Origin of the sequence: Streptococcus sp. AS14 (assembly GCF_000286495.1) — a bacterium.
In the GTDB taxonomy this organism is placed as follows: Bacteria; Bacillota; Bacilli; order Lactobacillales; family Streptococcaceae; genus Streptococcus; species Streptococcus sanguinis_P.
Genome location: NZ_ALKI01000017.1, coordinates 1 through 21,784 on the forward strand (window position 1 = coordinate 1; position 21,784 = coordinate 21,784).

Consider the following 21,784-nt stretch of genomic DNA (forward strand, 5'->3'; position numbering starts at 1 on the left):
GGAGGATTACCCAAGTCCGGCTGAAGGGAACGGTCTTGAAAACCGTCAGGCGTGTAAAAGCGTGCGTGGGTTCGAATCCCACATCCTCCTTAGGGACGAATAGTATTGACGCGGGATGGAGCAGCTAGGTAGCTCGTCGGGCTCATAACCCGAAGGTCGTAGGTTCAAATCCTGCTCCCGCAATAGTTGGCTCGGTAGCTCAGTTGGTAGAGCAATGGATTGAAGCTCCATGTGTCGGCGGTTCGATTCCGTCTCGCGCCATACATCATCGTATTGGAAATGCGGGTGTAGTTTAGTGGTAAAACTACAGCCTTCCAAGCTGTTGTCGCGAGTTCGATTCTCGTCACCCGCTTTGAACGAAAGTTCATACCAAGTTTTCGAACTTGGGCGCGTAGCTCAGGTGGTTAGAGCGCACGCCTGATAAGCGTGAGGTCGGTGGTTCGAGTCCACTCGTGCCCATTAAATATTGGAGAATTACTCAAGAGGCTGAAGAGGACGGTTTGCTAAATCGTTAGGTCGGGTAACCGGCGCGGGGGTTCGAATCCCCCATTCTCCGTATAATGAGGAGTTTAGCGTTTGCTATCTCCTTTTCTTATACTTTCTCGTCCTGTTTAGTGAGGTTTTTCTGATGAATCGATTTAAAAAGTCTAAGTTTCTGCTTTCTTTTTTTGTATTAGTTGTTGCAATGACGATACTTATCTTATCTACCTCTTCTAGTTGGTTTGTATCAACTACTTCAAATATTATTTCATTGCTAGATAGACTTGTTGGTTCTCCTTTTGCTTTTGTAGCTGATAAAAAAGAAGAAATGTCAGATTTGATGTCTACTTATAGAGAGAATCAGCAGCTCAAGAAAAATCTTTATAAGGTTGAGGAAAAGGCTGGGAAGGCAGATTCCTTAGAAGATGAAAATGAGCAGTTGCGAAAACTTCTGGAATTTAAAGAGGCTGATAAAAATCAAATACAAATTGCCAGCGAAGTGATTGCCCGTACGCCAGCATCCTGGAAAAATGAGCTGACTATTGACAAGGGGACATCTGATAATGTGACAGATGCTATGCTAGTAGTCGCTAATGGTGGTCTGGTCGGAAGTGTTTCTGAAACCAGTAGTCAGTCTAGCTTGGTTTCTTTATTGACTAACGAGGAAAACTCAACTAAAATTTCTGTTAGAATTCAAACGAAGTCTGGTCCAGTTTATGGGATTATTACGGGTTATGATGCAAAAAACTCTGCTTATATCATCAGTCAGTTAAATAGTGCTGAAGATATAAAAGAGGGAGATGAGGTGGCAACCAGTGGCTTGGGTGCTTATAATGCAGAAAATATTCCTGTCGGTAAGGTGCTTTCTGTATCTGAGGCTAAGGATCAGTTAAACAAGATTGTTCTGGTTAAGCCGGCTGCTGATTTGTCGGATATCCGTGCTGTAATGTTGGTAGGGAACTGATATGAGAGATATTAAAGAACATCTTTTGACTCCTATTATTTTATTTTTTGTTTTATTGATCGACGGGCAGATTTCGACTTTTCTGGCTAATATTCTGCCTTTGCAATGGCACCTTGTCAGTCATTTTATCTTTATTTTCATGCTTTTTGTTTCCATCAACCTCTCTAGAAACTACAATATTCTCTTATTTTGCTGTTTGGGGTTGATTTATGATGTTTACTATTTTCATACCATCGGTATTGCTCTTATTCTTTTTCCTCTTTTAAGTCTCTTGGTTTGTCAGTCTAGTTCGACTATGCTTTTAAATAAATTTACTCGCTTTTTATCTGTTCTGATTCTTGTATTTTTATTTGAATTAACCAGCTTTGCTTTTGCAGTATTTTTGAATCTTTCTAGTCTGAATTTACAGGATTTTGTCCTTAGCAGTTTAGTACCGACTATCCTTCTCAATAGCTTGATATTCCTCATTTTTCAGCCTATTTTCGAAAAAATATATTTATGATAAACAAGAAATAAAAATGTAATAAAGGCGTAACATATGATACAGCATTTTCTGGTATACTAGTTAATGTCTTATAAGAAGGAGTGTATTATTTTTATGAAGAAAAAACTACTCACATCAATTTTATTGAGTACAGTTATCCTTTCACAAGGAGCTGCACTTGTGAGCGTTAAAGCGGAGACAACTGATGAAAAGATTGCTGCACAAGACAGCAAGATTAACAGTTTGACAGAGCAACAACAATCAGCTCAGGCACAAGTTAACGAGATTCAAGGACAAGTATCTGCTATTCAAAAGCAACAAGAAGAGCTTAAAGCAGAAAATGAAAAATTGTCTGCTGAATCTGCAAAACTTTCTGCAGAGATTGACGAGCTGTCTAAAAATATTGTTGCTCGTAATGAGTCACTTGCAAATCAAGCACGCAGTACTCAAACAAATGGAACTGCTACTAGCTACATCAATACAGTTGTAAATTCTAGCTCTATCACAGAAGCTATTTCTCGTGTAGCAGCTATGAGCGAAATTGTTTCAGCAAATAATAAAATGCTGGAACAACAAAAGAAAGATAAAGAAGTAATTGCTGAAAAGCAAGTTGCGAATAATGAAGCTATCAATACTGTAATTGCTAACCAAGAGAAGTTAGCTGATGATGAGCAAGCTTTGGCAACAAAACAAGCTGAACTGAAAGCAGCTCAGGCAAGTCTTGCAGCTGAAAAAGCGACTGCTGAAAACGAAAAGAATTCTCTTCTTGAAGAAAAAGCAGCAGCTGAAAAAGCAGCAGCAGAAGCAGCGGCTCGTGAAGCAGCTTATAAAGCAGAGCAAGAATCAAAACGCCAAGCAATTGAAGCTTCAGGAAATACTACCCTGCAAGCTCAGGTTCAAGCAGTTGTTAATTCAGCTCCAGCAGCTGAAGCAGCGGCTCCAGCAGCACCTGCAGTAACTCAATCTGTTGCCCGTGCGAATAGACCAGTTTATAGCTCATCTGCATCTTCTTATCCAGTAGGTCAATGTACTTGGGGTGCTAAGACATTAGCTCCTTGGGCTGGCGATTACTGGGGTAATGGTGGACAATGGTCTGCAAGTGCAGCAGCAGCAGGCTTCCGTGTTGGTTCACAGCCAGAAGTTGGAGCGATTGCATGTTGGACTGATGGTGGATACGGACACGTTGCAGTAGTAACAGCTGTTCAATCTACTACAAGCATCCAAGTATCAGAAGCAAACTACCTTGGACAACAATCAATCGGTAACTACCGTGGATGGTTTAACCCAACAACTGCACAAGGTACAGTTTCATATATTTATCCGAACTAATCAGTAAAAAGCGCCTCTGGCGTTTTTTATTTTTAATTGAAAAATCAACTGAAAAAAGTTACAATGGTAGTTGGGAAAAGTTGTAATTGGACAATGAAAGACGATTTAGAATCTGGAGGGAATCATGTCTTTTTCTGATTTAAAACTCTTTGCTCTTTCTTCTAATCAAGAATTAGCGCAGCGTGTTGCTCAAGAGATTGGATTGCCACTTGGAAAATCAACTGTCCGTCAGTTCTCTGATGGTGAGATTCAAGTGAATATTGAAGAATCTATTCGCGGGAAACACGTCTTTATTTTGCAGTCTACCAGCTCGCCAGTCAATGATAATTTGATGGAAATCTTGATTATGGTAGATGCTTTGAAACGAGCTAGTGCTGAATCCATCAACGTTGTCATGCCTTACTATGGCTATGCTCGGCAGGATCGCAAGGCTAGAGCTCGTGAGCCAATTACATCTAAATTAGTTGCTAATATGTTGGAAATTGCTGGTGTGGATCGGATGCTAACTATTGACTTGCACGCAGCGCAAATCCAGGGCTTCTTTGACATTCCAGTAGATCATTTGATGGGTGCACCTTTGATTGCTGATTACTTTGAGCGCCGTAATATGACAGGGGGCGACTATGTGGTAGTCAGTCCTGACCATGGTGGTGTGAGTCGGGCCCGTAAGTTAGCAGAGTTTCTGAAAACACCGATTGCCATTATTGATAAGCGACGCAGTGTGGACAAGATGAACAGCAGTGAAGTCATGAATATCATTGGTAAGGTGGAAGGAAAAACTTGTATCCTAATTGATGATATGATTGATACAGCGGGAACTATCTGCCATGCAGCTGATGCTCTCGCTGAAGCAGGGGCTGTAGAAGTCTATGCTAGCTGCACTCATCCAGTCTTGTCTGGTCCTGCTATGGATAATATTCAAAAATCGGCGATTAAAAAATTGGTTGTGCTGGATACGATTTATCTACCCCAAGAGCGCTTAATTGATAAGATTGAGCAGATTTCAATTGCGCATCTTTTAGGGGAAGCCATTGTCCGTATTCATGAAAAACGGCCACTGTCACCCTTGTTTGAAATAGGTAAAAAATAATCTGAGATATATGGCTGGGATGCTTGATTTCTGGCCTCTTTTTTATTCTATTCCTACTATCTTTTTTAAAAAAAGTCCAACATTCACTTTAAAAGAAAACTCAAATTACTTGATGTTTCAAATATAAATAAATGACCATTTAAATAGTTGGTAAATTGACAATTTGTCTCATCCCTTGGTATTATTTGGTTTTAAAAATTTTTATGTAGTAAAATTCTTGACTTTTTTTAGAGTTCGAACTATACTTATTAGTAGGTAATATTAGGTAACGGGGAGTTACAATTATTTTTGAAAAGTAACGAGGAGATGAGATAATGAAAAAGGTTTTGCTTTCAAGTGCTGTGGCCCTTTCACTTTTCGCGGCTGCTGCACCAGTATTTGCTGAGGGTACAGCCAGTCTTTGGGTTAATGACATTGATAATAATGAAGTTCCCCAAGGCAGTACGGACTCAGAATCTAATAAAGTTATGGATGAATTGCAGGCCTATAGAGATGCACAATCAGCTCTGGATCAGCAAGTTGCTGAAGCTAAGAAAGCTCCGGTTGGCAAAAGTGCTGTGATGGAGGATCAGGCTGGTAACAAAGTTCTTGTTATTGGTGAGGGAGAGTCGGCCAATGCTGATCAGCCTTCAGCGGCACCATCTACTACAGATCCATCTACACCGGCTTATTCGGCAGCACCTTACTCCACAGCCTCTTCATCAGTTCCGACTTTTCCAGCACCGTCTCAATCTTCGGCGGCGTCCTCTTCAGCAACAGGTAAAAAGAAGGCTAAAAAATCAGAAAATAAAGCAAAAAAAGCTCCGGAAGCAAAAGAAGAGAACAAGGAAAATGAGGAGAATTCTGAAGAAAAGTCACTTCCTAAGACAAGTGCAGTCAAATAATTTTGTCTTTAATTTGTGCTAACGCCTAAATATCACTGAGCCTTCGTTCGGTGATATTTTTTGTAAAAAATGAAAAATAAAGGATTTTTAGATTATGCAAGAAAAAGATAGGAGTCAAGCTTCGAATAAGAAACTGCTCCTTGTTGTTGGAATTTGCCTCCTACTGATTGTTCTGGTTATTTTTTCTGTTTTTTATTCTTTCCGTTCATCAGCATCAGGCAGCAAGCTTCGAGTTTCGCATCCTAGCAGGATTGAAACGTCAAGCTCATCTGCATCTTCAAGTCAGACAGAAAAGGAATATTTAGCAGAGCGTTTTGCTAAACTGAAAGCTGTGAATTCAGAAACGATAGGCTATGTCTATGCTCCTGGTACACAGTTGGATGAGCCAGTGGTGCAAACGAAAGATAATGCGACTTATCTGCTGAAGACTTTTGAAGGAAAGCAAGAGCCCTATATGGGAGCGGTCTTTATGGATAAGGACAATCATAGAGATTTCAGTGATCGTCTGACTTGGCTTTTCGGGCATGCTCGGGGCAGCAAGGCAGGAGATCATCGCATGTTTAATGATGTCAACTACTATGATCGTCAGGATTATTTTGACAAACATAGGTATGTCGTGATTGAGACTCCTGAGCGTAAGTATTATTATCAAGCTATGGGACTGGTCATCGTGCCGGAAGAGACAGCTTTTTATCGGACGGAGTTTAAGGATGACGAGGACTTTACGACTCAGCTTAGAAATATCTATGAGGCTGCTCGTACTAAGGATCCTAAGATACAGATTAAGGCGAGTGACCGGTATTTGGTTCTCTCAACCTGCCGTGAGGAAGATGATACGATTCGTTCTAACCTTTATTTGCGGCAGATTCCTGATTCAGAACTGCCAGATTTTCTGGCCAAGCATGGCAAGGAATTGACCTATACTCCGACTCGTTGATTGGCCAGTCACGTGAGATGTGGCTATATCCATTATTTGGCAGTAAAGAATTTTAAGGCAAGGAAAAAGGGACTGAGTGCAAGCTTAGTCCTTTTTCTGCATAAGAAATTATGTAATAGCTTTTGCTATGCTTCTGCATTTATAGTATAATAGTTCTATTGAGCGGCTGGAGGTATGTATGGATTTAAGTAAGAAATTTAATAAAAACTTAGAAAAAATAGAAATTTCGCTGATTCGTCAGTTCGACCAATCAATTTCTGCAATTCCGGGAGTTCTTCGGCTAACCTTAGGGGAGCCGGACTTTACAACACCGGATCATATCAAAGAAGCAGCAAAGGCAGCTATTGATGCTAATCAAAGTCACTACACTGGTATGAGCGGTCTCTTGGAGATGCGTCAGGCGGCCAGCAGCTTTGTGAAAGAAAAGTACAATCTGCACTATCGACCAGAAGATGAGGTCTTGGTCACGATTGGGGCAACAGAGGCCTTGTCGGCTACACTGACAGCCATTCTAGAAGAAGGAGACAAGGTCTTGCTGCCAGCTCCTGCTTATCCAGGCTATGAGCCCATTGTCAATTTAGTAGGGGCGGAGATTGTCGAGATTGACACAACGGCCAATAACTTTGTCCTCACTCCAGAGATGCTGGAAGCAGCTATTTTAGAGCAGGGTGAGCAGCTAAAAGCGGTCATTCTCAATTATCCAGCCAATCCGACCGGCGTGACTTATTCGCGGGAGCAGATCAAAGCTCTGGCGGATGTCCTAGGAAAATACCAAGTCTTTGTGGTCTGCGATGAGGTCTATTCTGAGCTGACCTATACAGAGCAGGGGCATGTCTCCATCGCGGAGTATCTGCCAGACCAAACTATCGTCATCAACGGCTTGTCTAAGTCTCATGCCATGACTGGCTGGCGGTTGGGCTTTATCTTTGCTCCAGCAGTTTTCACTGCTCAGCTGATTAAGAGCCATCAGTATCTCGTAACAGCAGCCAATACCATGGCTCAGTTTGCAGGCATTGAAGCGCTGACAGTTGGGAAAGATGATGCGGAGCCAATGAAGGCTGAGTATATTCAGCGTCGCGATTATATCATAGAGAAAATGGCTGAGCTAGGCTTTAAGATTATCAAACCAGATGGGGCTTTTTATATTTTTGCTAAGATACCAGACGGTTATAATCAAGATTCTTTCGCCTTTCTGCAGGATTTTGCAGAGAAGAAGGCCGTGGCCTTTATCCCGGGAGCAGCTTTTGGTCAATACGGGGAAGGCTATATCCGTCTGTCCTATGCGGCTAGTATGGAGACGATTCAAGAAGCTCTGAAACGCCTCAAGGACTACATGGAGGACTATGCTTAAATCTCTAACAAGTCAAGGTCTGGTTCTCTATAACCGCAATTTCCGTGAGGATGATAAGCTGGTCAAGATCTTTACGGAACAGGCTGGTAAGCGTATGTTTTTCGTCAAGCATGCTGGTAAATCCAAGCTAGCACCCGTCATTCAGCCCTTGACTGCGGCGAACTTGCTGATGAAAATCAATGATGATGGTCTTAGCTATATTGAGGATTATCAGGATGTGGTTACCTACCATCGCATCAATGAGGACTTATTCATCATGGCCTATGCCAGCTATGTTGCAGCCTTGGCAGATGCCAGTCTTCAGGACAATCAGCCGGATCCGGCGCTCTTTGCCTTTCTGCAGAAAACCCTGGAGCTGATGAATAATGGTCTGGACTATGAAGTGCTGACTAATATCTTTGAGATTCAGATTTTGTCACGTTTTGGAGTTTCGCTGAACTTCCATGATTGTGCTTTTTGTCATCGGACGGGTCTGCCTTTTGACTTCTCTTTCAAATATAGCGGAGTCCTTTGCCCTGATCATTACCATCAGGATGAACGGCGCTGTTATCTAAATCCTAATCTTCCTTTTCTGCTGGACCAATTTCAGGCGGTTCGCTTTAGCGAATTGGAGACCATTTCTTTGAAGCCAGATATAAAAAAGCAGCTACGGGATTTTATTGACCTGCTCTATGATGAATATGTCGGCATCCATCTCAAATCCAAAAAATTTATAGATTCTCTGGGGGACTGGGGAAGCATTTTAAAAGATAAGAACGAGGAATAAATCGAATGAAAAAAATAGCTGTTGATGCTATGGGAGGGGACAATGCCCCTCAGGCTTTGGTGGAAGGAGTCAATCGAGCGGTACAGGAGTTTTCGGATATTGAAATTCTCCTTTATGGCGATGAGGCGAAAATTAAGCCTTATCTGACTGCTGGTGAGCGGGTCCGCATCATCCACACGGAGGAAAAGATTGACTCGGACGACGAGCCGACAAAGGCCATTCGTCAGAAGAAAGAGGCTAGTATGGTTCTGGCAGCCAAGGCTGTGAAGGCAGGGGAAGCAGATGCTATGCTGTCTGCTGGAAATACTGGAGCGCTTTTAGCCGCCGGTTTCTTTATCGTAGGGCGTATCAAGAATATTGACCGACCTGGGCTCTTATCTACTATGCCAACGGTTGGCGGTCAGGGATTTGATATGCTGGATTTGGGAGCCAATGCTGAAAACACAGCCCATCATTTACACCAGTATGCGACTTTGGGTTCTTTCTATGCTGAAAATGTCCGAGGAATCAAGAAGCCGAGGGTGGGTCTCTTGAATAACGGAACGGAAAGCAGCAAGGGCGACCCTCTGCGTAAGGAAGCCTATGAGCTTTTGTCGGGGGATTCAACACTTAACTTTATCGGCAATGTAGAAGCGCGTGATTTGATGGATGATGTGGCGGATGTTGTCGTTGCAGATGGCTTTACTGGTAATGCTGTTCTGAAATCAATCGAAGGAACTGCTATCAGTATCATGGGTCAGCTGAAGAAGTCTATTTTAGGCGGTGGTTTCAAGGCTAAATTGGGAGCTTGGCTGCTCAAGGACAGCCTGCGAGGGCTCAAAAATAGTCTGGACTATTCTAGTGCAGGCGGTGCAGTTCTATTCGGTTTGAAAGCGCCTGTTGTCAAAACGCATGGCTCTAGCGATGCTAAGGCTGTTTATAGTACGATTCGTCAAATTCGGACCATGCTGGAAACAGATGTTGTTGGTAAATCGGTCATTGAATTTTCAGATGCAAAGGAGTAACCATGAGCGAAAAAGAAATTTATGCAAAAATTGTCGAAATCATTCAAGAACATGACAGCAGCAAGCTGCATATCACTCCAGAGTTGAATTTGAAAGAAGAACTGGGAGTGGACTCTGTTGATTTGATGGAATTTATCATCAATTTGGAAGAAGCTTTTGATATTGAGATTCCTGATGAGGATATGGATAACTTCAAAACAATTTCCGATGTGGTGGCTTATATCCATGAGAAACTGAAGAAGCAACATTAAAAATCAAAGATCGGTATCTTCCGGTCTTTTTTTGTATCTTGGAAAGGAAACGATTTCTTTAACTGGGTATATGGTATATAAAGTTTATACGGAATTTCTTGTAAAATATATTCAAAGATGATAAAATGAGGGTATAAAACCACGAAAGGCGAATATTAAAATGTCTAATAAGTTATTATATTCGGGAAAAGCTAAGGATATTTTCTCTACAGATGATGAGCAAGTCATTCTGGCACGCTACAAGGACCAAGCAACGGCTTTTAATGGAGTCAAGAAGGAGCAGATTGCTGGTAAAGGAGTGCTCAACAACCAGATTTCATCTTTTATTTTTGAGAAACTCAATGCAGCTGGTGTGGCGACGCATTTTATTGGGAAGGTTTCGGATACGGACCAGCTAAATAAAAAAGTAGAGATTATTCCTTTGGAAGTGGTGCTGCGCAACTACACAGCGGGTTCTTTTTCCAAACGTTTTGGAGTAGAAGAGGGTATCGCGCTTGAAACTCCAATTGTGGAATTTTATTACAAAAATGATGATTTGGACGATCCTTTCATCAATGACGAGCATGTGAAATTCTTGAAGATTGCTAGCGATCAAGAAATTGCCTTTTTGAAAGAGGAGACTCGTCGAATCAACAAGCTCTTGTCAGACTGGTTCCGCCAAATCGGACTGAAATTGATTGATTTCAAGTTAGAGTTCGGCTTTGACAAAGATGGCAAGATTATTCTGGCGGATGAATTTTCACCAGACAATTGCCGCCTCTGGGATGCGGAAGGCCATCACATGGACAAGGATGTTTTCCGACGTGGCCTTGGTGAACTGACAGATGTCTATCAGGTTGTTTGGGAAAAATTGCAGGCGATTAAGTAAGGACAGGGTGTGAAAAATCATGGACAAGCGTATTTTTGTAGAGAAGAAGAGCAACTTCGGTGTGAAGTCACAGAGCTTGGTGAGAGAGCTGACGCATAATCTTCAGTTGAAAACATTGTCAGATCTTCGGATGATTCAAGTTTATGATGTCTTTCATCTGGCAGAAGATTTGGTCGCTCGGGCTGAAAAGCATATTTTCTCTGAGCAGGTGACTGATAGATTGCTGACGGAGGAGGAAGTAGAGGATGCACTTGCAGAGACAACGTTTTTTGCCATCGAAGCGTTGCCGGGTCAGTTTGACCAGCGGGCAGCCAGCTCTCAGGAGGCTCTCTTTTTGCTCGGTGCTGGGACCGATGTTCTGGTGAGGACAGCTCAGCTTTATTTGGTCAATAAAGACATCTCAGACAGCGAGTTGGAAGCAATCAAGAAATACTTGCTGAATCCAGTTGATTCACGCTTTAAAGATATTGAGCAGCCGATCCAGCTGGAGCAATTCTCTGAGTCGGATAAGACCATTCCGGTTCTGGACTTCTTTAAGGACTATACGGAAGCGGACTTTAAAGCCTACAAGCAGGAGCATGGTCTGGCTATGGAAGTAGCAGATTTGCTCTTTATTCAGGACTATTTCAAGTCGATTGGCCGTTTCCCTACGGAGACCGAGCTCAAGGTTCTGGATACTTACTGGTCTGACCACTGTCGACATACGACCTTTGAGACGGAGTTGAAGAAGATTGATTTTTCTGCTTCTAAGTTTGAAAAGCAGCTGCAGTCTACTTATGATAAATACTTGGCTATGCGCGATGAGCTGGGACGTGGGGACAAACCGCAGACTCTCATGGATATGGCGACTATTTTTGGGCGCTATGAGCGAGCTAATGGCCGTCTGGATGACATGGAAGTGTCTGATGAGATTAATGCCTGTTCAGTAGAGATTGAAGTGGATGTGGATGGTGTCAAGGAGCCTTGGCTGCTGATGTTTAAAAATGAAACTCACAACCACCCAACAGAAATTGAGCCTTTTGGTGGGGCTGCGACTTGTATCGGCGGAGCCATTCGTGATCCGCTTTCTGGCCGTTCTTATGTTTATCAGGCTATGCGGATTTCTGGTGCGGGCGATATTACCCAGCCGATTGCTGAAACGCGGGCTGGCAAGCTCCCTCAGCAGGTCATTTCAAAAACTGCAGCGCATGGCTATTCTTCTTACGGGAATCAAATTGGTCTAGCAACGACCTATGTCCGTGAATATTTCCATCCAGGCTTTGTAGCTAAGCGGATGGAACTTGGGGCAGTTGTTGGAGCAGCTCCTAAGGAAAATGTTGTCCGTGAAAAACCAGTAGCAGGTGATGTGGTTATCTTGCTGGGAGGCAAGACGGGTCGTGATGGTGTCGGCGGTGCCACTGGCTCATCCAAGGTGCAGACAGCTGCGTCTGTGGAGACGGCTGGTGCGGAAGTCCAAAAAGGAAATGCTATTGAGGAGCGCAAGATTCAGCGCCTTTTCCGCGATGGCAATGTAACTCGCCTCATTAAGAAATCCAATGACTTTGGAGCTGGCGGTGTCTGCGTAGCTATTGGCGAATTGGCAGACGGGCTGGAAATTGACCTTGACAAGGTCCCGCTCAAATACCAAGGACTTAACGGTACAGAAATCGCGATTTCTGAATCACAGGAGCGGATGGCAGTGGTGGTCCGCCCAGAAGATGTGGAACAATTTATCGCTGCAGCAGCTAAGGAAAATCTACTGGCAGTCGTTGTGGCTAAAGTGACGGAAAAGCCAAATCTAGTCATGCACTGGAACGGGGAAACCATCGTCGATATTGAGCGGAGTTTTCTGGACACCAATGGTGTGCGTGTGGTTGTGGACGCCAAGGTTGTGGATGCCCAAGCAACATTGTCAGGGCAGGCTGTGACTTCTGAAGCGACTTTGGAGCAGGACCTCAAGAGCTTGCTCAGCGACCTCAATCATACCAGTCAAAAGGGTCTGCAGACAATCTTTGACAGCTCTGTTGGTCGCTCTACTGTCAATCATCCTATCGGCGGGCGCTACCAAATCACGCCGACTGAGGCTTCTGTGCAGAAACTGCCAGTGGAGCATGGCAAGACTGAGACGGTCTCTGTGATGGCGCAGGGTTATAATCCCTATGTAGCAGCTTGGTCACCTTATCATGGAGCAGCTTATGCAGTGATTGAAGCGACAGCTCGCTTGGTTGCTGCTGGTTCGGACTGGTCCAAGGCTCGCTTCTCTTATCAGGAATACTTTGAGCGGATGGACAAGCAGGCTGAGCGTTTTGGACAGCCGGTCTCTGCTCTGCTTGGTTCAATTGAAGCTCAGATTCAGCTCGGTTTGCCGTCTATTGGTGGCAAGGATTCCATGAGCGGAACCTTTGAAGAATTGACAGTACCGCCAACCTTAGTAGCTTTTGGAGTGACTACTTCAACTGCTGGGCGCATCCTGTCTCCAGAGTTTAAGGCGGCAGGAGAGTCTATCTACTATCTGCCAGGGCAGGTCCTGTCTCAGGATATTGACTTTGACTTAATCAAGAAAAACTTTGAAAATTTTGCAGGCATTCAGGCCAAGTATCAGATTACAGCCGCTGCTGCTGTCAAATACGGTGGTCTAGCCGAGAGTCTGGCCTTGATGAGCTTTGGTAATCGTATCGGTGTCCAAGTGGATGTTGCTGACTTGCCTTCCGTTTTGCAAGCGCAACTGGGCGGATTTGTCTTTACCAGTCCTGAGCAGGATATTCCAGGTGCAGTGAAGATTGGTCAGACCAAGCCAGACTTTACACTAATTGTCAATGGTGTCCAGCTTGAGGGAGCAGAGCTTTTGGCAAGCTTTGAAGGTCGACTAGAGCCTATCTACCCGACAGAATTTAAACAGGAAACAGTTATTGAGGAAGTGCCAGCTCTTGTCGCTGATACAGTTATCAAAGCCAAAGAGACAGTAGCGGAGCCGTTGGTTTATATCCCAGTCTTCCCTGGAACTAACTCAGAATATGATTCAGCCAAAGCCTTTGAAGCAGCAGGAGCCAAGGTCAATCTAGTTCCCTTTGTCACTTTGGATGAAGCAGCCATTGTCAAGTCCGTTGACACCATGGTTGACAACATTGACAAGTCAAATATCATCTTCTTTGCAGGTGGCTTCTCTGCTGCAGATGAGCCAGATGGCTCCGCTAAGTTTATCGTCAACATCCTTCTCAACGAGAAGGTTAAGAAAGCCATTGATACTTTCATTGCTCGCGGTGGTCTCATCATTGGTATCTGTAATGGATTCCAGGCTCTGGTAAAATCCGGTCTTCTTCCTTACGGAAACTTTGAAGAAGCAGGTGCCAGCAGTCCAACTCTCTTTTACAATGATGCCAACCAGCACGTGGCTAAGATGGTTGAAACCCGCATTGCCAATACCAACTCGCCTTGGCTAGCTGGTGTGCAAGTAGGAGATATCCATGCTATTCCGGTTTCACATGGTGAAGGGAAATTTGTCGTGACGGCTGAGGAATTTGCTGAGCTGCGTGACAATGGTCAGATTTGGAGTCAGTACGTAGACTTCGATGGTCAGCCAAGCATGGACAGCAAGTATAATCCAAACGGCTCTCTCTACGCTATCGAAGGAATTATGAGCAAGAACGGCCAAATCATCGGGAAGATGGGGCACTCAGAACGTTATGAAGACGGCCTTTTCCAAAATATTCCAGGTCAGAAAGACCAGAAATTGTTTGAAAGCGCCGTTCGTTATTTCCAAGCGAGTCACGAATAAAGCTGGCTTGCAAGAGCAAGCAATCAAAGAAGGAGTCTGCTTGGCCTGTTAGGCCAGGTTTTCTCCCTTTTACAAGACAAAAGAATTTAGGTAAAACAATGACATACGAAGTAAAGTCACTGAATGAAGAGTGCGGTATTTTTGGAATCTGGGGTCATCCACAGGCGGCTCAGGTCACCTATTTCGGGCTTCATAGCCTGCAGCACCGCGGTCAGGAAGGAGCAGGCATCCTGTCAAACGACCATGGAAAGCTCAAACGCCACCGCGATTTGGGATTGGTTGCAGAGGTCTTTAAAAACCCAGCAGATTTGGATAATCTGACAGGAGAAGCAGCCATCGGCCATGTCCGCTATGCAACGTCTGGTGGGGCCTCCATCAACAATGTCCAGCCTTTCTTCTTCAGTTTCTATGATATGCAGATGGGCTTGGCGCATAATGGTAATCTGACAAATGCCCATTCACTGAGACGGGAGTTGGAAAAGAAAGGTTCCATCTTTGCCAGTTCGTCTGATACGGAAATTCTCATGCACTTGATTCGCCATAGCGAGCAGGAAAATTTCTTAGACAAACTCAAGGAATCCTTGAGACGAGTTCAGGGCGGCTTTGCCTACCTCATCATGAGAGAGGACAAGCTCTACGCTGCGCTGGATCCTAACGGTTTTCGTCCTCTGTCCATCGGCCGTATGAAAAATGGGGCCTGGGTCGTTTCCAGTGAAACCTGTGCTTTTGAAGTGGTGGGTGCCGAATGGGTTCGTGACCTTGAGCCAGGGGAAATCGTGATTATCGATGATGAAGGCGTGACCTACGATAGCTATACGACAGATACCCAGTTGGCTATTTGCTCAATGGAATATGTCTATTTTGCTCGGCCGGACAGCGTCATTCACGGGGTCAATGTCCATGCAGCCCGCAAGCGGATGGGCCGCAGACTGGCTCAGGAATTCCAGCATGAGGCAGATATCGTTGTCGGCGTACCGAATTCCTCCTTGTCAGCGGCCTCTGGCTTTTCCGAAGAGTCTGGCCTGCCAAATGAAATGGGTCTGATTAAAAATCAATACATCCAACGGACCTTTATCCAACCGACGCAGGAGTTGCGAGAGCAAGGAGTTCGTATGAAATTATCTGCTGTTTCCAGCATTGTCAAGGGCAAGCGCGTGGTCATGGTGGATGACTCCATCGTACGAGGAACAACCAGCCGACGCATCGTCCAGCTCCTACGAGATGCAGGAGCTGCTGAAGTCCATGTGGCTATCGGCAGTCCAGAACTAAAATATCCATGTTTTTACGGCATTGATATTCAGAATCGACGCGAGCTCATCTCGGCCAATCATACGGTTGATGAGGTTTGTGAAATTATCGGAGCTGACAGCCTGACCTACCTGTCGCTGGAAGGATTGATTGAATCAGTTGGTATTGAGACGGACGCTCCGAATGGCGGACTTTGTGTGGCTTACTTTGACGGTCAGTATCCAACTCCGCTCTATGACTATGAAGAGCGCTATCTGGAAAGCCTGAAGGAAAAGACAAGTTTTTATTAAAACAAGGTCAGCGGTAGTTGTCGCAATCTTTTTCAAAAATAAGAGTAAGGAAGAAAATTATGACAAATAAAAATGCATACGCTCAATCCGGTGTGGATGTTGAAGCAGGTTATGAAGTTGTTGAGCGAATCAAAAAGCATGTGGCGCGTACAGAGCGGGCTGGCGTCATGGGGGCGCTGGGTGGCTTTGGCGGAATGTTCGACCTATCTCAGACTGGGGTCAAGGAGCCGGTGCTGATTTCTGGTACGGATGGCGTCGGAACCAAGCTCATGCTGGCCATTCAGTATGACAAGCACGATACCATTGGGCAGGACTGTGTGGCTATGTGTGTCAATGACATCATTGCTGCAGGGGCTGAGCCCCTTTACTTCCTGGACTATATTGCCACTGGGAAAAATGAACCAGCAAAGCTAGAGCAAGTTGTTGCTGGTGTGGCTGAAGGCTGCGTCCAGTCTGGAGCTGCCTTGATTGGCGGGGAAACCGCTGAAATGCCTGGGATGTACGGTGAAGATGATTATGATTTGGCTGGCTTTGCTGTCGGGGTTGCTGAGAAGTCAGAGATTATTGACGGTTCTAAAGTCGCTGAGGGTGATGTGCTACTGGGGCTGGCTTCCAGCGGTATTCACTCTAACGGTTATTCCCTTGTTCGCCGTGTTTTTGCGGACTATACGGGTGAGGAAGAACTGTCAGAATTGGAAGGTAAAAAACTCAAGGAAGTGTTGCTTGAGCCGACTCGTATCTATGTCAAGGCTTTGCTGCCGCTGATTAAGGAAAAGTTGGTTCATGGGATTGCCCATATTACTGGTGGCGGTTTTATCGAAAATGTGCCTCGCATGTTTGCCGATGACTTGGCTGCTGAGATTGAAGAAGACAAGATTCCAGTCTTGCCGATTTTTAAGGCCTTAGAAAAATATGGTCACATCAAGCACCAAGAAATGTTTGAAATCTTCAATATGGGACTGGGGATGATTTTGGCCGTAGCTCCTGAAAATGTGGATCGTGTCAAAGAACTTCTTGACGAGCCTGTTTATGAAGTTGGGCGGATTGTCAAAAAAGAAAGTGAAAGTGTCCTTATCAAATGAAAAAAATTGCCGTTTTTGCTTCGGGCAATGGATCAAATTTCCAAGTGATTGCTGAGCAGTTTCCTGTTGAATTTGTCTTTTCAGACCATCGAGATGCCTATGTGCTCGAGCGGGCGGATAAGCTAGGTGTCAAAAACTATGCCTTTGAGCTTAGAGAGTTTGACAGTAAGGCGGCTTACGAGCAAGCCATTGTAGACCTGCTAGAAGAGTACCAGATTGACTTAGTTTGCCTAGCAGGCTATATGAAAATCGTTGGGCCAACCTTGCTTGGCGCTTATGAAGGCCACATTATCAATATCCACCCAGCCTACTTGCCAGAATTTCCAGGAGCTCATGGGATTGAGGATGCTTGGAATGCTGGTGTTGCTGAGAGTGGTGTTACCATTCACTGGGTGGACTCCGGTGTGGATACTGGTAAGATTATCCAGCAAGTGCGCGTGGCGCGTTTAGCCGAAGACACGCTGAAAAGTTTTGAAGAACGCATCCATACCGCCGAGTATCAACTCTATCCACAAGTGCTGGAGAGTTTAGGGGTAGGGAGAAGGTAAGAAGTAAATCAAGTTTTGATTGTGCAATATTGCTAGGAGAAAAAATGATTGAGCTGAAATTAGTAGATGAGAGCAGCTTTCAGGCAGTGCTGGATTTGAAAATATCTGAAGCTGATAAACGAGCACGTTTCGTGGCTCCAAATGTGCGCTCTTTAGCTGACGCATGGCTCTACCGGAAAAATGAAGATGTGTTTCCGATGGCAATCTATTGGGATAAGCAAGTGGTTGGCTTTTTCCTACTGGAAATAGACAAGGATGAAGCGGAATACTTTATCTGGCGGATAATGATTGGTCAGCAGTACCAAGGAAGAGGCTATGGTCGAAAAGCCTTGGAAGTTCTGATCAAAAAGGCTCAGATGGATAGAGCTTGCAGTCATATTATCGCAGATTATGTGGTTGGAAATGAAAAAATGAAGCGCCTGCTGACTAGTCTGGGTTTTCAGGAAACAGGATTTATAGAAGAGAATAACGAAGTCGCTATGCGCTTGGATCTAAAGAAAGAGGAATAGAATGACGAAAAAAGCCCTAATCAGTGTCTCAGACAAGACAGGTATTGTAGAATTTGCGAAAGAGCTGAAAGCTCTGGGCTGGGATATCATCTCAACAGGTGGTACCAAAGTAGCCCTTGATAGTGCTGGAGTGGGCACCATTGCCATTGATGATGTGACTGGTTTTCCAGAGATGATGGATGGCCGTGTCAAGACCCTCCACCCAAATATTCACGGCGGCCTTTTGGCTCGTCGGGACTTGGATAGCCACCTGCAAGCGGCCAAGGACAATCAGATTGAACTCATTGACTTGGTCGTGGTGAACCTTTATCCTTTTAAAGAAACCATTCTCAAGCCAGGTGTGGAGTATGCGGACGCGGTGGAAAATATTGACATAGGCGGGCCCTCTATGCTGCGCTCTGCGGCTAAAAATCATGCCAGCGTGACGGTTGTTGTAGATCCGGCTGATTATGCTCTTGTTCTGGAAGAGTTGGCAGCAAATGGCCAAACGACCTATGAAACGCGTCAACGTTTGGCAGCCAAGGTTTTCCGTCACACAGCGGCTTACGATGCCTTGATTGCAGAGTATTTTACAGCTCAGGTGGGCGAAAGTAAGCCTGAAAAGCTGACCTTGACCTATGAACTCAAGCAGCCCATGCGCTACGGGGAAAATCCCCAGCAGGAAGCTGATTTCTATCAGACTGCTTTGCCACTGGACTATTCCATCGCTTCTGCTAAGCAGCTGAATGGGAAAGAGTTGTCCTTCAACAACATTCGCGATGCGGATGCGGCCATTCGGATTATTCGAGATTTCAAGGATCGACCAACTGTTGTGGCGCTAAAACACATGAATCCTTGTGGCATTGGTCAGGCGGATGATATCGAGACAGCTTGGGACTATGCCTATGAGTCTGATCCAGTTTCTATTTTTGGTGGGATTGTCGTTCTCAACCGTGAGGTGGACGCTGCGACAGCTGAGAAGATGCACGGTATTTTCCTGGAAATCATCATCGCACCGAGCTACACGGCAGAAGCGCTAGCAATTTTGACCAATAAAAAGAAAAATCTGCGGATTTTGGAGTTGGCTTTTGATGCGCAGGCAGCCTCTGGAGCAGAGAAGGAAGTGACCGGTGTCCTGGGTGGTCTCCTCGTGCAAAACCAAGATGTTATCGAGGAAAATCCAGCTGATTGGCAGGTCGTGACCAAGCGCCAGCCGAACGAGCAGGAGCGTGTGGCTTTGGAATTTGCCTGGAAGTCCGTCAAATATGTCAAATCCAACGGTATCATCATCACCAATGATTGTCAGGTGCTGGGAGTCGGTCCCGGTCAAACTAACCGCGTGGCTTCTGTCAAGATTGCTATTGAGCAAGCCAAAGATCGCCTTGACGGTGCCGCTCTGGCTTCTGACGCCTTCTTCCCTTTTGCGGACAATATTGAAGAAATCGCAGCCGCTGGTATCAAAGCTATCATCCAGCCTGGTGGATCCGTCCGTGATGAGGAATCTATTATCGCGGCTGACAAGCATGGCTTGACTATGATATTCACTGGCGTACGGCATTTTAGGCATTAAGAAATATAAAAAATCCTCGGTTCGTTATGAGCCGAGGATTTTTTAGTAGTCTTATACTCAATGAAAATCATGAACAAACTAAGCAGGAGCAGTCTGCTTAAAGTGGTTTTGAGGAGTGCGAAAGCGACTTATTTAGGGTAGATATAGGTCAGGCGGCCCCAGTAGGAAGCAGTTGGGTCAAACCAGCCACGGAAGTTGCTGATGTACTGCTTGCCGAGGTAGTTAGACTCTTGAATCTGGATGCGGGTATTGGATTCGACATGAGTCACGACACCGACGTGGCCGTAGCCGCCGTCATCCCAGCAGGCGATGGCGCCAACCTCAGGTGTACTGCCAGTACGGAATCCAGCTCTTCTGGCACTAGCCGCCCATTGACCGCCGTTGCCCCAGTAATTTCCTGCCCAAGGAGCTAGAGCCTTGGCTCCCCAAGTGCATTGGCCGACAGGATAAGTTGTCGCATTAGCAGCGGCATAGTTAGGCTGAATATTAGCTGATTGAACGATTGATTTCTCAACCTGATAGCTAGTTCCAGTCAGACCAGTCAGTTGTCCCGCTTTTCTACGATAGACATGGGTGTTAAATAGACCGCTCCCCTTGTGATTCTGAGTATCTACGGTGAATTTGTAGATTCCATTGCCAACCTTATTTGCAGTATACCATTTGATATCATCTTGCCCATTGACTTCTGACCAAGTTGGCAGAATAATATCGCCATCTCCGTAGGCGTCTGTCACTGTCACCTCATAGCGATTAGCCTCAGTTTTCTTGACTGCAACCTTGGCTTGGATTTGGTCAGTAGACATTGAGACAGAATCTGCTGCGTAACTACGCTCACTGCCGTCCTTATAGGTGACATACACATGGTTGTTATAGGTTCCAGACAAAGCCTGATGATTACGGATATCAAAGGTTGCGCTGAAGGTCCCGTCTCCGTTAGGAGTGGCTGTATACCATTTAAGATTGCTCTGATTGCTAGTGCTCCAAATTGGCACCCGAACAGATTGAATCGGTTTGGATAAGCTAGTTTCGGTAGTTTTCACGGTGTAGGTCCCTTGTTTGGGGTTGATATTTTCCACCGTAAAAAGAGGTTTCTGTTCCTCGTCCGAAGGTAATTTTCCGCTGTCAACTTGAACTGTCGTTCCTGCTATACCAGTTGATTCCGGTTGAACATAGCTTTGGCCGTAAAGGTGGATATTGTAAATCCCAGTGTCGTAGTTATGCTTTCTGAGTTCCACCAGAGCGCTGTAGCTACCATCCGGATTTTTGCTTGCTTCGTACCATTGTAAATCATCTTGTCCATTTTTCTCAGACCAAGTTGGAAGAACAATTCGATGCATGGTGTCAGGTACGTTTTTGACAGTAATGTCCATGATACCTGTTTGAGGGAAGCTGGTTTCGATTATCGGTTTGGGATTTTCAAGATGGAACGTAGTGCCAGATTGGAAAATCATTTTTCCGTTTACATTTTCATAAGTGTCAACGAAGTATCGTCCATAACCACGATGTTTGGATAGATTAAACTCAGTTAATTCTTCTCCTGCGTCATACCACTGAAGGTCGTCGCTGCCTTTTTCCTCTGACCAGACAGCATGGACAATCTTTGAGTGAGCTTGGTCTTTGTTGCGGGAAAAACTAATGCGCCCTGTACCTCCTGAAACGGATGCATTCGTTTTACTAGCTGGTTTATCTACATGAAAGGTAGTGGCATTTAGAGCTACTAAGCGCTCTCCTATCCGTATGTATGTATGAACATGAAACGTACCATATCCTGGATGGTTGCTTAAGTCAATGTCAGTGATGGGTGTTTGTGGTGTATCATACCATTTCAAATCATCTTGTCCGTTTTCTTCAGACCAAACAGCATGAGCAATAAGATAAGGTTCTTGAGCTTGGGAACGGGTATAACTAATAGAGGCTGTACGATCGTTCACAGTCACATCGACATTGCTGGCACGATCAGTAGGGTATAGAATTTTGACTTCAGATTCAGGCGTTTCGGTCGCATGAACTGTTGAGTGGCTCGCAAAGAGACCTAGGACAGCTCCGGATAATAAAAACAGTTTTTGATATTTCTTCATAAAACTCCTTTGTGAGAATGTTTTTGGATGGGCCCACCTGTATTATTCGGAAAACTTATTTGAAAATGATAGTAAATTTGACAAGCCCTGAATATCTTTTGTCTATAATGGGTACAATCCACTCAAAAAGGAAAAGGCTGAAGCCAACAATAATTATGGCGATTATGATTATATAGAAGAGATATTCTTTTTCTCATTAGAATGGAATGAAACGAACGATTGTGTTATAATTTAGATAAATAATTCGTAAAAATGGCAATGATTTTTACGTGATGTGTTAGTTTGGTGCGTAAGCGCCTGTGATATTGGATATTGAGG

General features: G+C 44.7%; 18 protein-coding genes and 6 tRNA genes. 23 read left to right on the plus strand and 1 reads right to left on the minus strand.

The genetic code is table 11. The features are described 5' to 3' along the window. From HMPREF1150_RS02950 to purH, 23 genes are all read left to right on the plus strand, one after another. Nucleotides 1-90 (plus strand) — tRNA-Ser (locus HMPREF1150_RS02950). 19 nt (nucleotides 91-109) lie between these two features. After that, nucleotides 110-183, plus strand: a tRNA-Met gene (locus HMPREF1150_RS02945). Between the two features lie 5 nt (nucleotides 184-188). Beyond that, a tRNA-Phe gene (locus HMPREF1150_RS02940) sits at nucleotides 189-261 on the plus strand. A gap of 20 nt (nucleotides 262-281) precedes the next feature. Next, nucleotides 282-352: transfer RNA gene (locus tag HMPREF1150_RS02935), tRNA-Gly, on the plus strand. A 33-nt stretch (nucleotides 353-385) separates the two neighbouring features. After that, nucleotides 386-459, plus strand: a tRNA-Ile gene (locus HMPREF1150_RS02930). Nucleotides 460-468: 9 nt separating this feature from the next. Continuing rightward, a tRNA-Ser gene (locus HMPREF1150_RS02925) sits at nucleotides 469-556 on the plus strand. Nucleotides 557-628: 72 nt separating this feature from the next. Further along, complete coding sequence (mreC, locus tag HMPREF1150_RS02920) at nucleotides 629-1,444, plus strand: rod shape-determining protein MreC (protein ID WP_009660164.1); 816 nt, start codon at nucleotides 629-631, stop codon at nucleotides 1,442-1,444. A 1-nt stretch (nucleotide 1,445) separates the two neighbouring features. Further along, on the plus strand, nucleotides 1,446-1,946 hold the full coding sequence (gene mreD / locus HMPREF1150_RS02915) for a rod shape-determining protein MreD (protein ID WP_002928636.1): 501 nt from the start codon (nucleotides 1,446-1,448) through the stop codon (nucleotides 1,944-1,946). Between the two features lie 96 nt (nucleotides 1,947-2,042). Then, nucleotides 2,043-3,257 (plus strand): peptidoglycan hydrolase PcsB, encoded by a 1,215-nt coding sequence (gene pcsB, locus HMPREF1150_RS02910; RefSeq protein ID WP_009660204.1) that lies wholly within the window; start codon nucleotides 2,043-2,045, stop codon nucleotides 3,255-3,257. A 124-nt stretch (nucleotides 3,258-3,381) separates the two neighbouring features. Continuing rightward, nucleotides 3,382-4,347 carry a ribose-phosphate diphosphokinase gene (locus tag HMPREF1150_RS02905; RefSeq protein WP_002894321.1) on the plus strand — a complete coding sequence of 322 codons (966 nt, stop codon included), beginning with the start codon at nucleotides 3,382-3,384 and terminating at the stop codon, nucleotides 4,345-4,347. Nucleotides 4,348-4,661: 314 nt separating this feature from the next. Beyond that, nucleotides 4,662-5,231, plus strand: a complete 570-nt coding sequence (locus HMPREF1150_RS02900; RefSeq protein ID WP_002894322.1) for an LPKTxAVK-anchored surface protein — start codon at nucleotides 4,662-4,664, stop codon at nucleotides 5,229-5,231. 94 nt (nucleotides 5,232-5,325) lie between these two features. Further along, nucleotides 5,326-6,168 (plus strand): class B sortase, LPKTxAVK-specific, encoded by an 843-nt coding sequence (srtB, locus tag HMPREF1150_RS02895; RefSeq protein WP_002894323.1) that lies wholly within the window; start codon nucleotides 5,326-5,328, stop codon nucleotides 6,166-6,168. A gap of 178 nt (nucleotides 6,169-6,346) precedes the next feature. Beyond that, on the plus strand, nucleotides 6,347-7,519 hold the full coding sequence (locus HMPREF1150_RS02890) for a pyridoxal phosphate-dependent aminotransferase (protein ID WP_009660152.1): 1,173 nt from the start codon (nucleotides 6,347-6,349) through the stop codon (nucleotides 7,517-7,519). Beyond that, a complete protein-coding gene (gene recO / locus HMPREF1150_RS02885) occupies nucleotides 7,512-8,285 on the plus strand; it encodes a DNA repair protein RecO (RefSeq protein WP_002894325.1) in 774 nt (257 codons plus the stop codon). Before HMPREF1150_RS02890 ends, recO begins: the two co-directional genes overlap by 8 nt. A gap of 5 nt (nucleotides 8,286-8,290) precedes the next feature. Then, the gene (plsX, locus tag HMPREF1150_RS02880) at nucleotides 8,291-9,289 is read left to right on the plus strand and encodes a phosphate acyltransferase PlsX (RefSeq protein ID WP_009660229.1); all 999 of its coding nucleotides are present in this window, start codon (nucleotides 8,291-8,293) and stop codon (nucleotides 9,287-9,289) included. A 2-nt stretch (nucleotides 9,290-9,291) separates the two neighbouring features. Then, entirely contained in the window at nucleotides 9,292-9,540 is a 249-nt protein-coding gene (locus HMPREF1150_RS02875) for an acyl carrier protein (protein ID WP_009660211.1), read from the plus strand. Nucleotides 9,541-9,700: 160 nt separating this feature from the next. Next, nucleotides 9,701-10,408 carry a phosphoribosylaminoimidazolesuccinocarboxamide synthase gene (purC, locus tag HMPREF1150_RS02870; protein ID WP_002894328.1) on the plus strand — a complete coding sequence of 236 codons (708 nt, stop codon included), beginning with the start codon at nucleotides 9,701-9,703 and terminating at the stop codon, nucleotides 10,406-10,408. A 19-nt stretch (nucleotides 10,409-10,427) separates the two neighbouring features. Further along, nucleotides 10,428-14,162: a phosphoribosylformylglycinamidine synthase gene (locus HMPREF1150_RS02865; protein ID WP_009660202.1), complete on the plus strand. Its 3,735-nt coding sequence runs from the start codon at nucleotides 10,428-10,430 to the stop codon at nucleotides 14,160-14,162. A gap of 98 nt (nucleotides 14,163-14,260) precedes the next feature. Then, on the plus strand, nucleotides 14,261-15,700 hold the full coding sequence (purF, locus tag HMPREF1150_RS02860) for an amidophosphoribosyltransferase (RefSeq protein ID WP_002907653.1): 1,440 nt from the start codon (nucleotides 14,261-14,263) through the stop codon (nucleotides 15,698-15,700). A 59-nt stretch (nucleotides 15,701-15,759) separates the two neighbouring features. Beyond that, entirely contained in the window at nucleotides 15,760-16,782 is a 1,023-nt protein-coding gene (gene purM / locus HMPREF1150_RS02855; RefSeq protein WP_002901946.1) for a phosphoribosylformylglycinamidine cyclo-ligase, read from the plus strand. After that, nucleotides 16,779-17,330 carry a phosphoribosylglycinamide formyltransferase gene (purN, locus tag HMPREF1150_RS02850; RefSeq protein ID WP_009660128.1) on the plus strand — a complete coding sequence of 184 codons (552 nt, stop codon included), beginning with the start codon at nucleotides 16,779-16,781 and terminating at the stop codon, nucleotides 17,328-17,330. Before purM ends, purN begins: the two co-directional genes overlap by 4 nt. Before the next feature lie 44 nt (nucleotides 17,331-17,374). Continuing rightward, nucleotides 17,375-17,839 carry a GNAT family N-acetyltransferase gene (locus HMPREF1150_RS02845; RefSeq protein WP_009660260.1) on the plus strand — a complete coding sequence of 155 codons (465 nt, stop codon included), beginning with the start codon at nucleotides 17,375-17,377 and terminating at the stop codon, nucleotides 17,837-17,839. A 1-nt stretch (nucleotide 17,840) separates the two neighbouring features. Next, on the plus strand, nucleotides 17,841-19,388 hold the full coding sequence (gene purH, locus HMPREF1150_RS02840) for a bifunctional phosphoribosylaminoimidazolecarboxamide formyltransferase/IMP cyclohydrolase (protein WP_009660222.1): 1,548 nt from the start codon (nucleotides 17,841-17,843) through the stop codon (nucleotides 19,386-19,388). 128 nt (nucleotides 19,389-19,516) lie between these two features. Here purH and lytF read toward each other — a convergent pair whose 3' ends face one another. Beyond that, a complete protein-coding gene (gene lytF / locus HMPREF1150_RS02835) occupies nucleotides 19,517-21,466 on the minus strand; it encodes a murein hydrolase LytF (RefSeq protein WP_009660123.1) in 1,950 nt (649 codons plus the stop codon). Between the last annotated feature and the right edge of the window lie 318 nt (nucleotides 21,467-21,784).

Bases quoted from the DNA above. Each gene is read 5' to 3' on its own strand.
- mreC (WP_009660164.1), top strand. From the start codon at position 629: ATGAATCGATTTAAAAAGTCTAAGTTTCTGCTTTCTTTTTTTGTATTA.
- mreD (WP_002928636.1), top strand. From the start codon at position 1,446: ATGAGAGATATTAAAGAACATCTTTTGACTCCTATTATTTTATTTTTT.
- pcsB (WP_009660204.1), top strand. From the start codon at position 2,043: ATGAAGAAAAAACTACTCACATCAATTTTATTGAGTACAGTTATCCTT.
- HMPREF1150_RS02905 (WP_002894321.1), top strand. From the start codon at position 3,382: ATGTCTTTTTCTGATTTAAAACTCTTTGCTCTTTCTTCTAATCAAGAA.
- HMPREF1150_RS02900 (WP_002894322.1), top strand. From the start codon at position 4,662: ATGAAAAAGGTTTTGCTTTCAAGTGCTGTGGCCCTTTCACTTTTCGCG.
- srtB (WP_002894323.1), top strand. From the start codon at position 5,326: ATGCAAGAAAAAGATAGGAGTCAAGCTTCGAATAAGAAACTGCTCCTT.
- HMPREF1150_RS02890 (WP_009660152.1), top strand. From the start codon at position 6,347: ATGGATTTAAGTAAGAAATTTAATAAAAACTTAGAAAAAATAGAAATT.
- recO (WP_002894325.1), top strand. From the start codon at position 7,512: ATGCTTAAATCTCTAACAAGTCAAGGTCTGGTTCTCTATAACCGCAAT.
- plsX (WP_009660229.1), top strand. From the start codon at position 8,291: ATGAAAAAAATAGCTGTTGATGCTATGGGAGGGGACAATGCCCCTCAG.
- HMPREF1150_RS02875 (WP_009660211.1), top strand. From the start codon at position 9,292: ATGAGCGAAAAAGAAATTTATGCAAAAATTGTCGAAATCATTCAAGAA.
- purC (WP_002894328.1), top strand. From the start codon at position 9,701: ATGTCTAATAAGTTATTATATTCGGGAAAAGCTAAGGATATTTTCTCT.
- HMPREF1150_RS02865 (WP_009660202.1), top strand. From the start codon at position 10,428: ATGGACAAGCGTATTTTTGTAGAGAAGAAGAGCAACTTCGGTGTGAAG.
- purF (WP_002907653.1), top strand. From the start codon at position 14,261: ATGACATACGAAGTAAAGTCACTGAATGAAGAGTGCGGTATTTTTGGA.
- purM (WP_002901946.1), top strand. From the start codon at position 15,760: ATGACAAATAAAAATGCATACGCTCAATCCGGTGTGGATGTTGAAGCA.
- purN (WP_009660128.1), top strand. From the start codon at position 16,779: ATGAAAAAAATTGCCGTTTTTGCTTCGGGCAATGGATCAAATTTCCAA.
- HMPREF1150_RS02845 (WP_009660260.1), top strand. From the start codon at position 17,375: ATGATTGAGCTGAAATTAGTAGATGAGAGCAGCTTTCAGGCAGTGCTG.
- purH (WP_009660222.1), top strand. From the start codon at position 17,841: ATGACGAAAAAAGCCCTAATCAGTGTCTCAGACAAGACAGGTATTGTA.
- lytF (WP_009660123.1), bottom strand. From the start codon at position 21,466: ATGAAGAAATATCAAAAACTGTTTTTATTATCCGGAGCTGTCCTAGGT.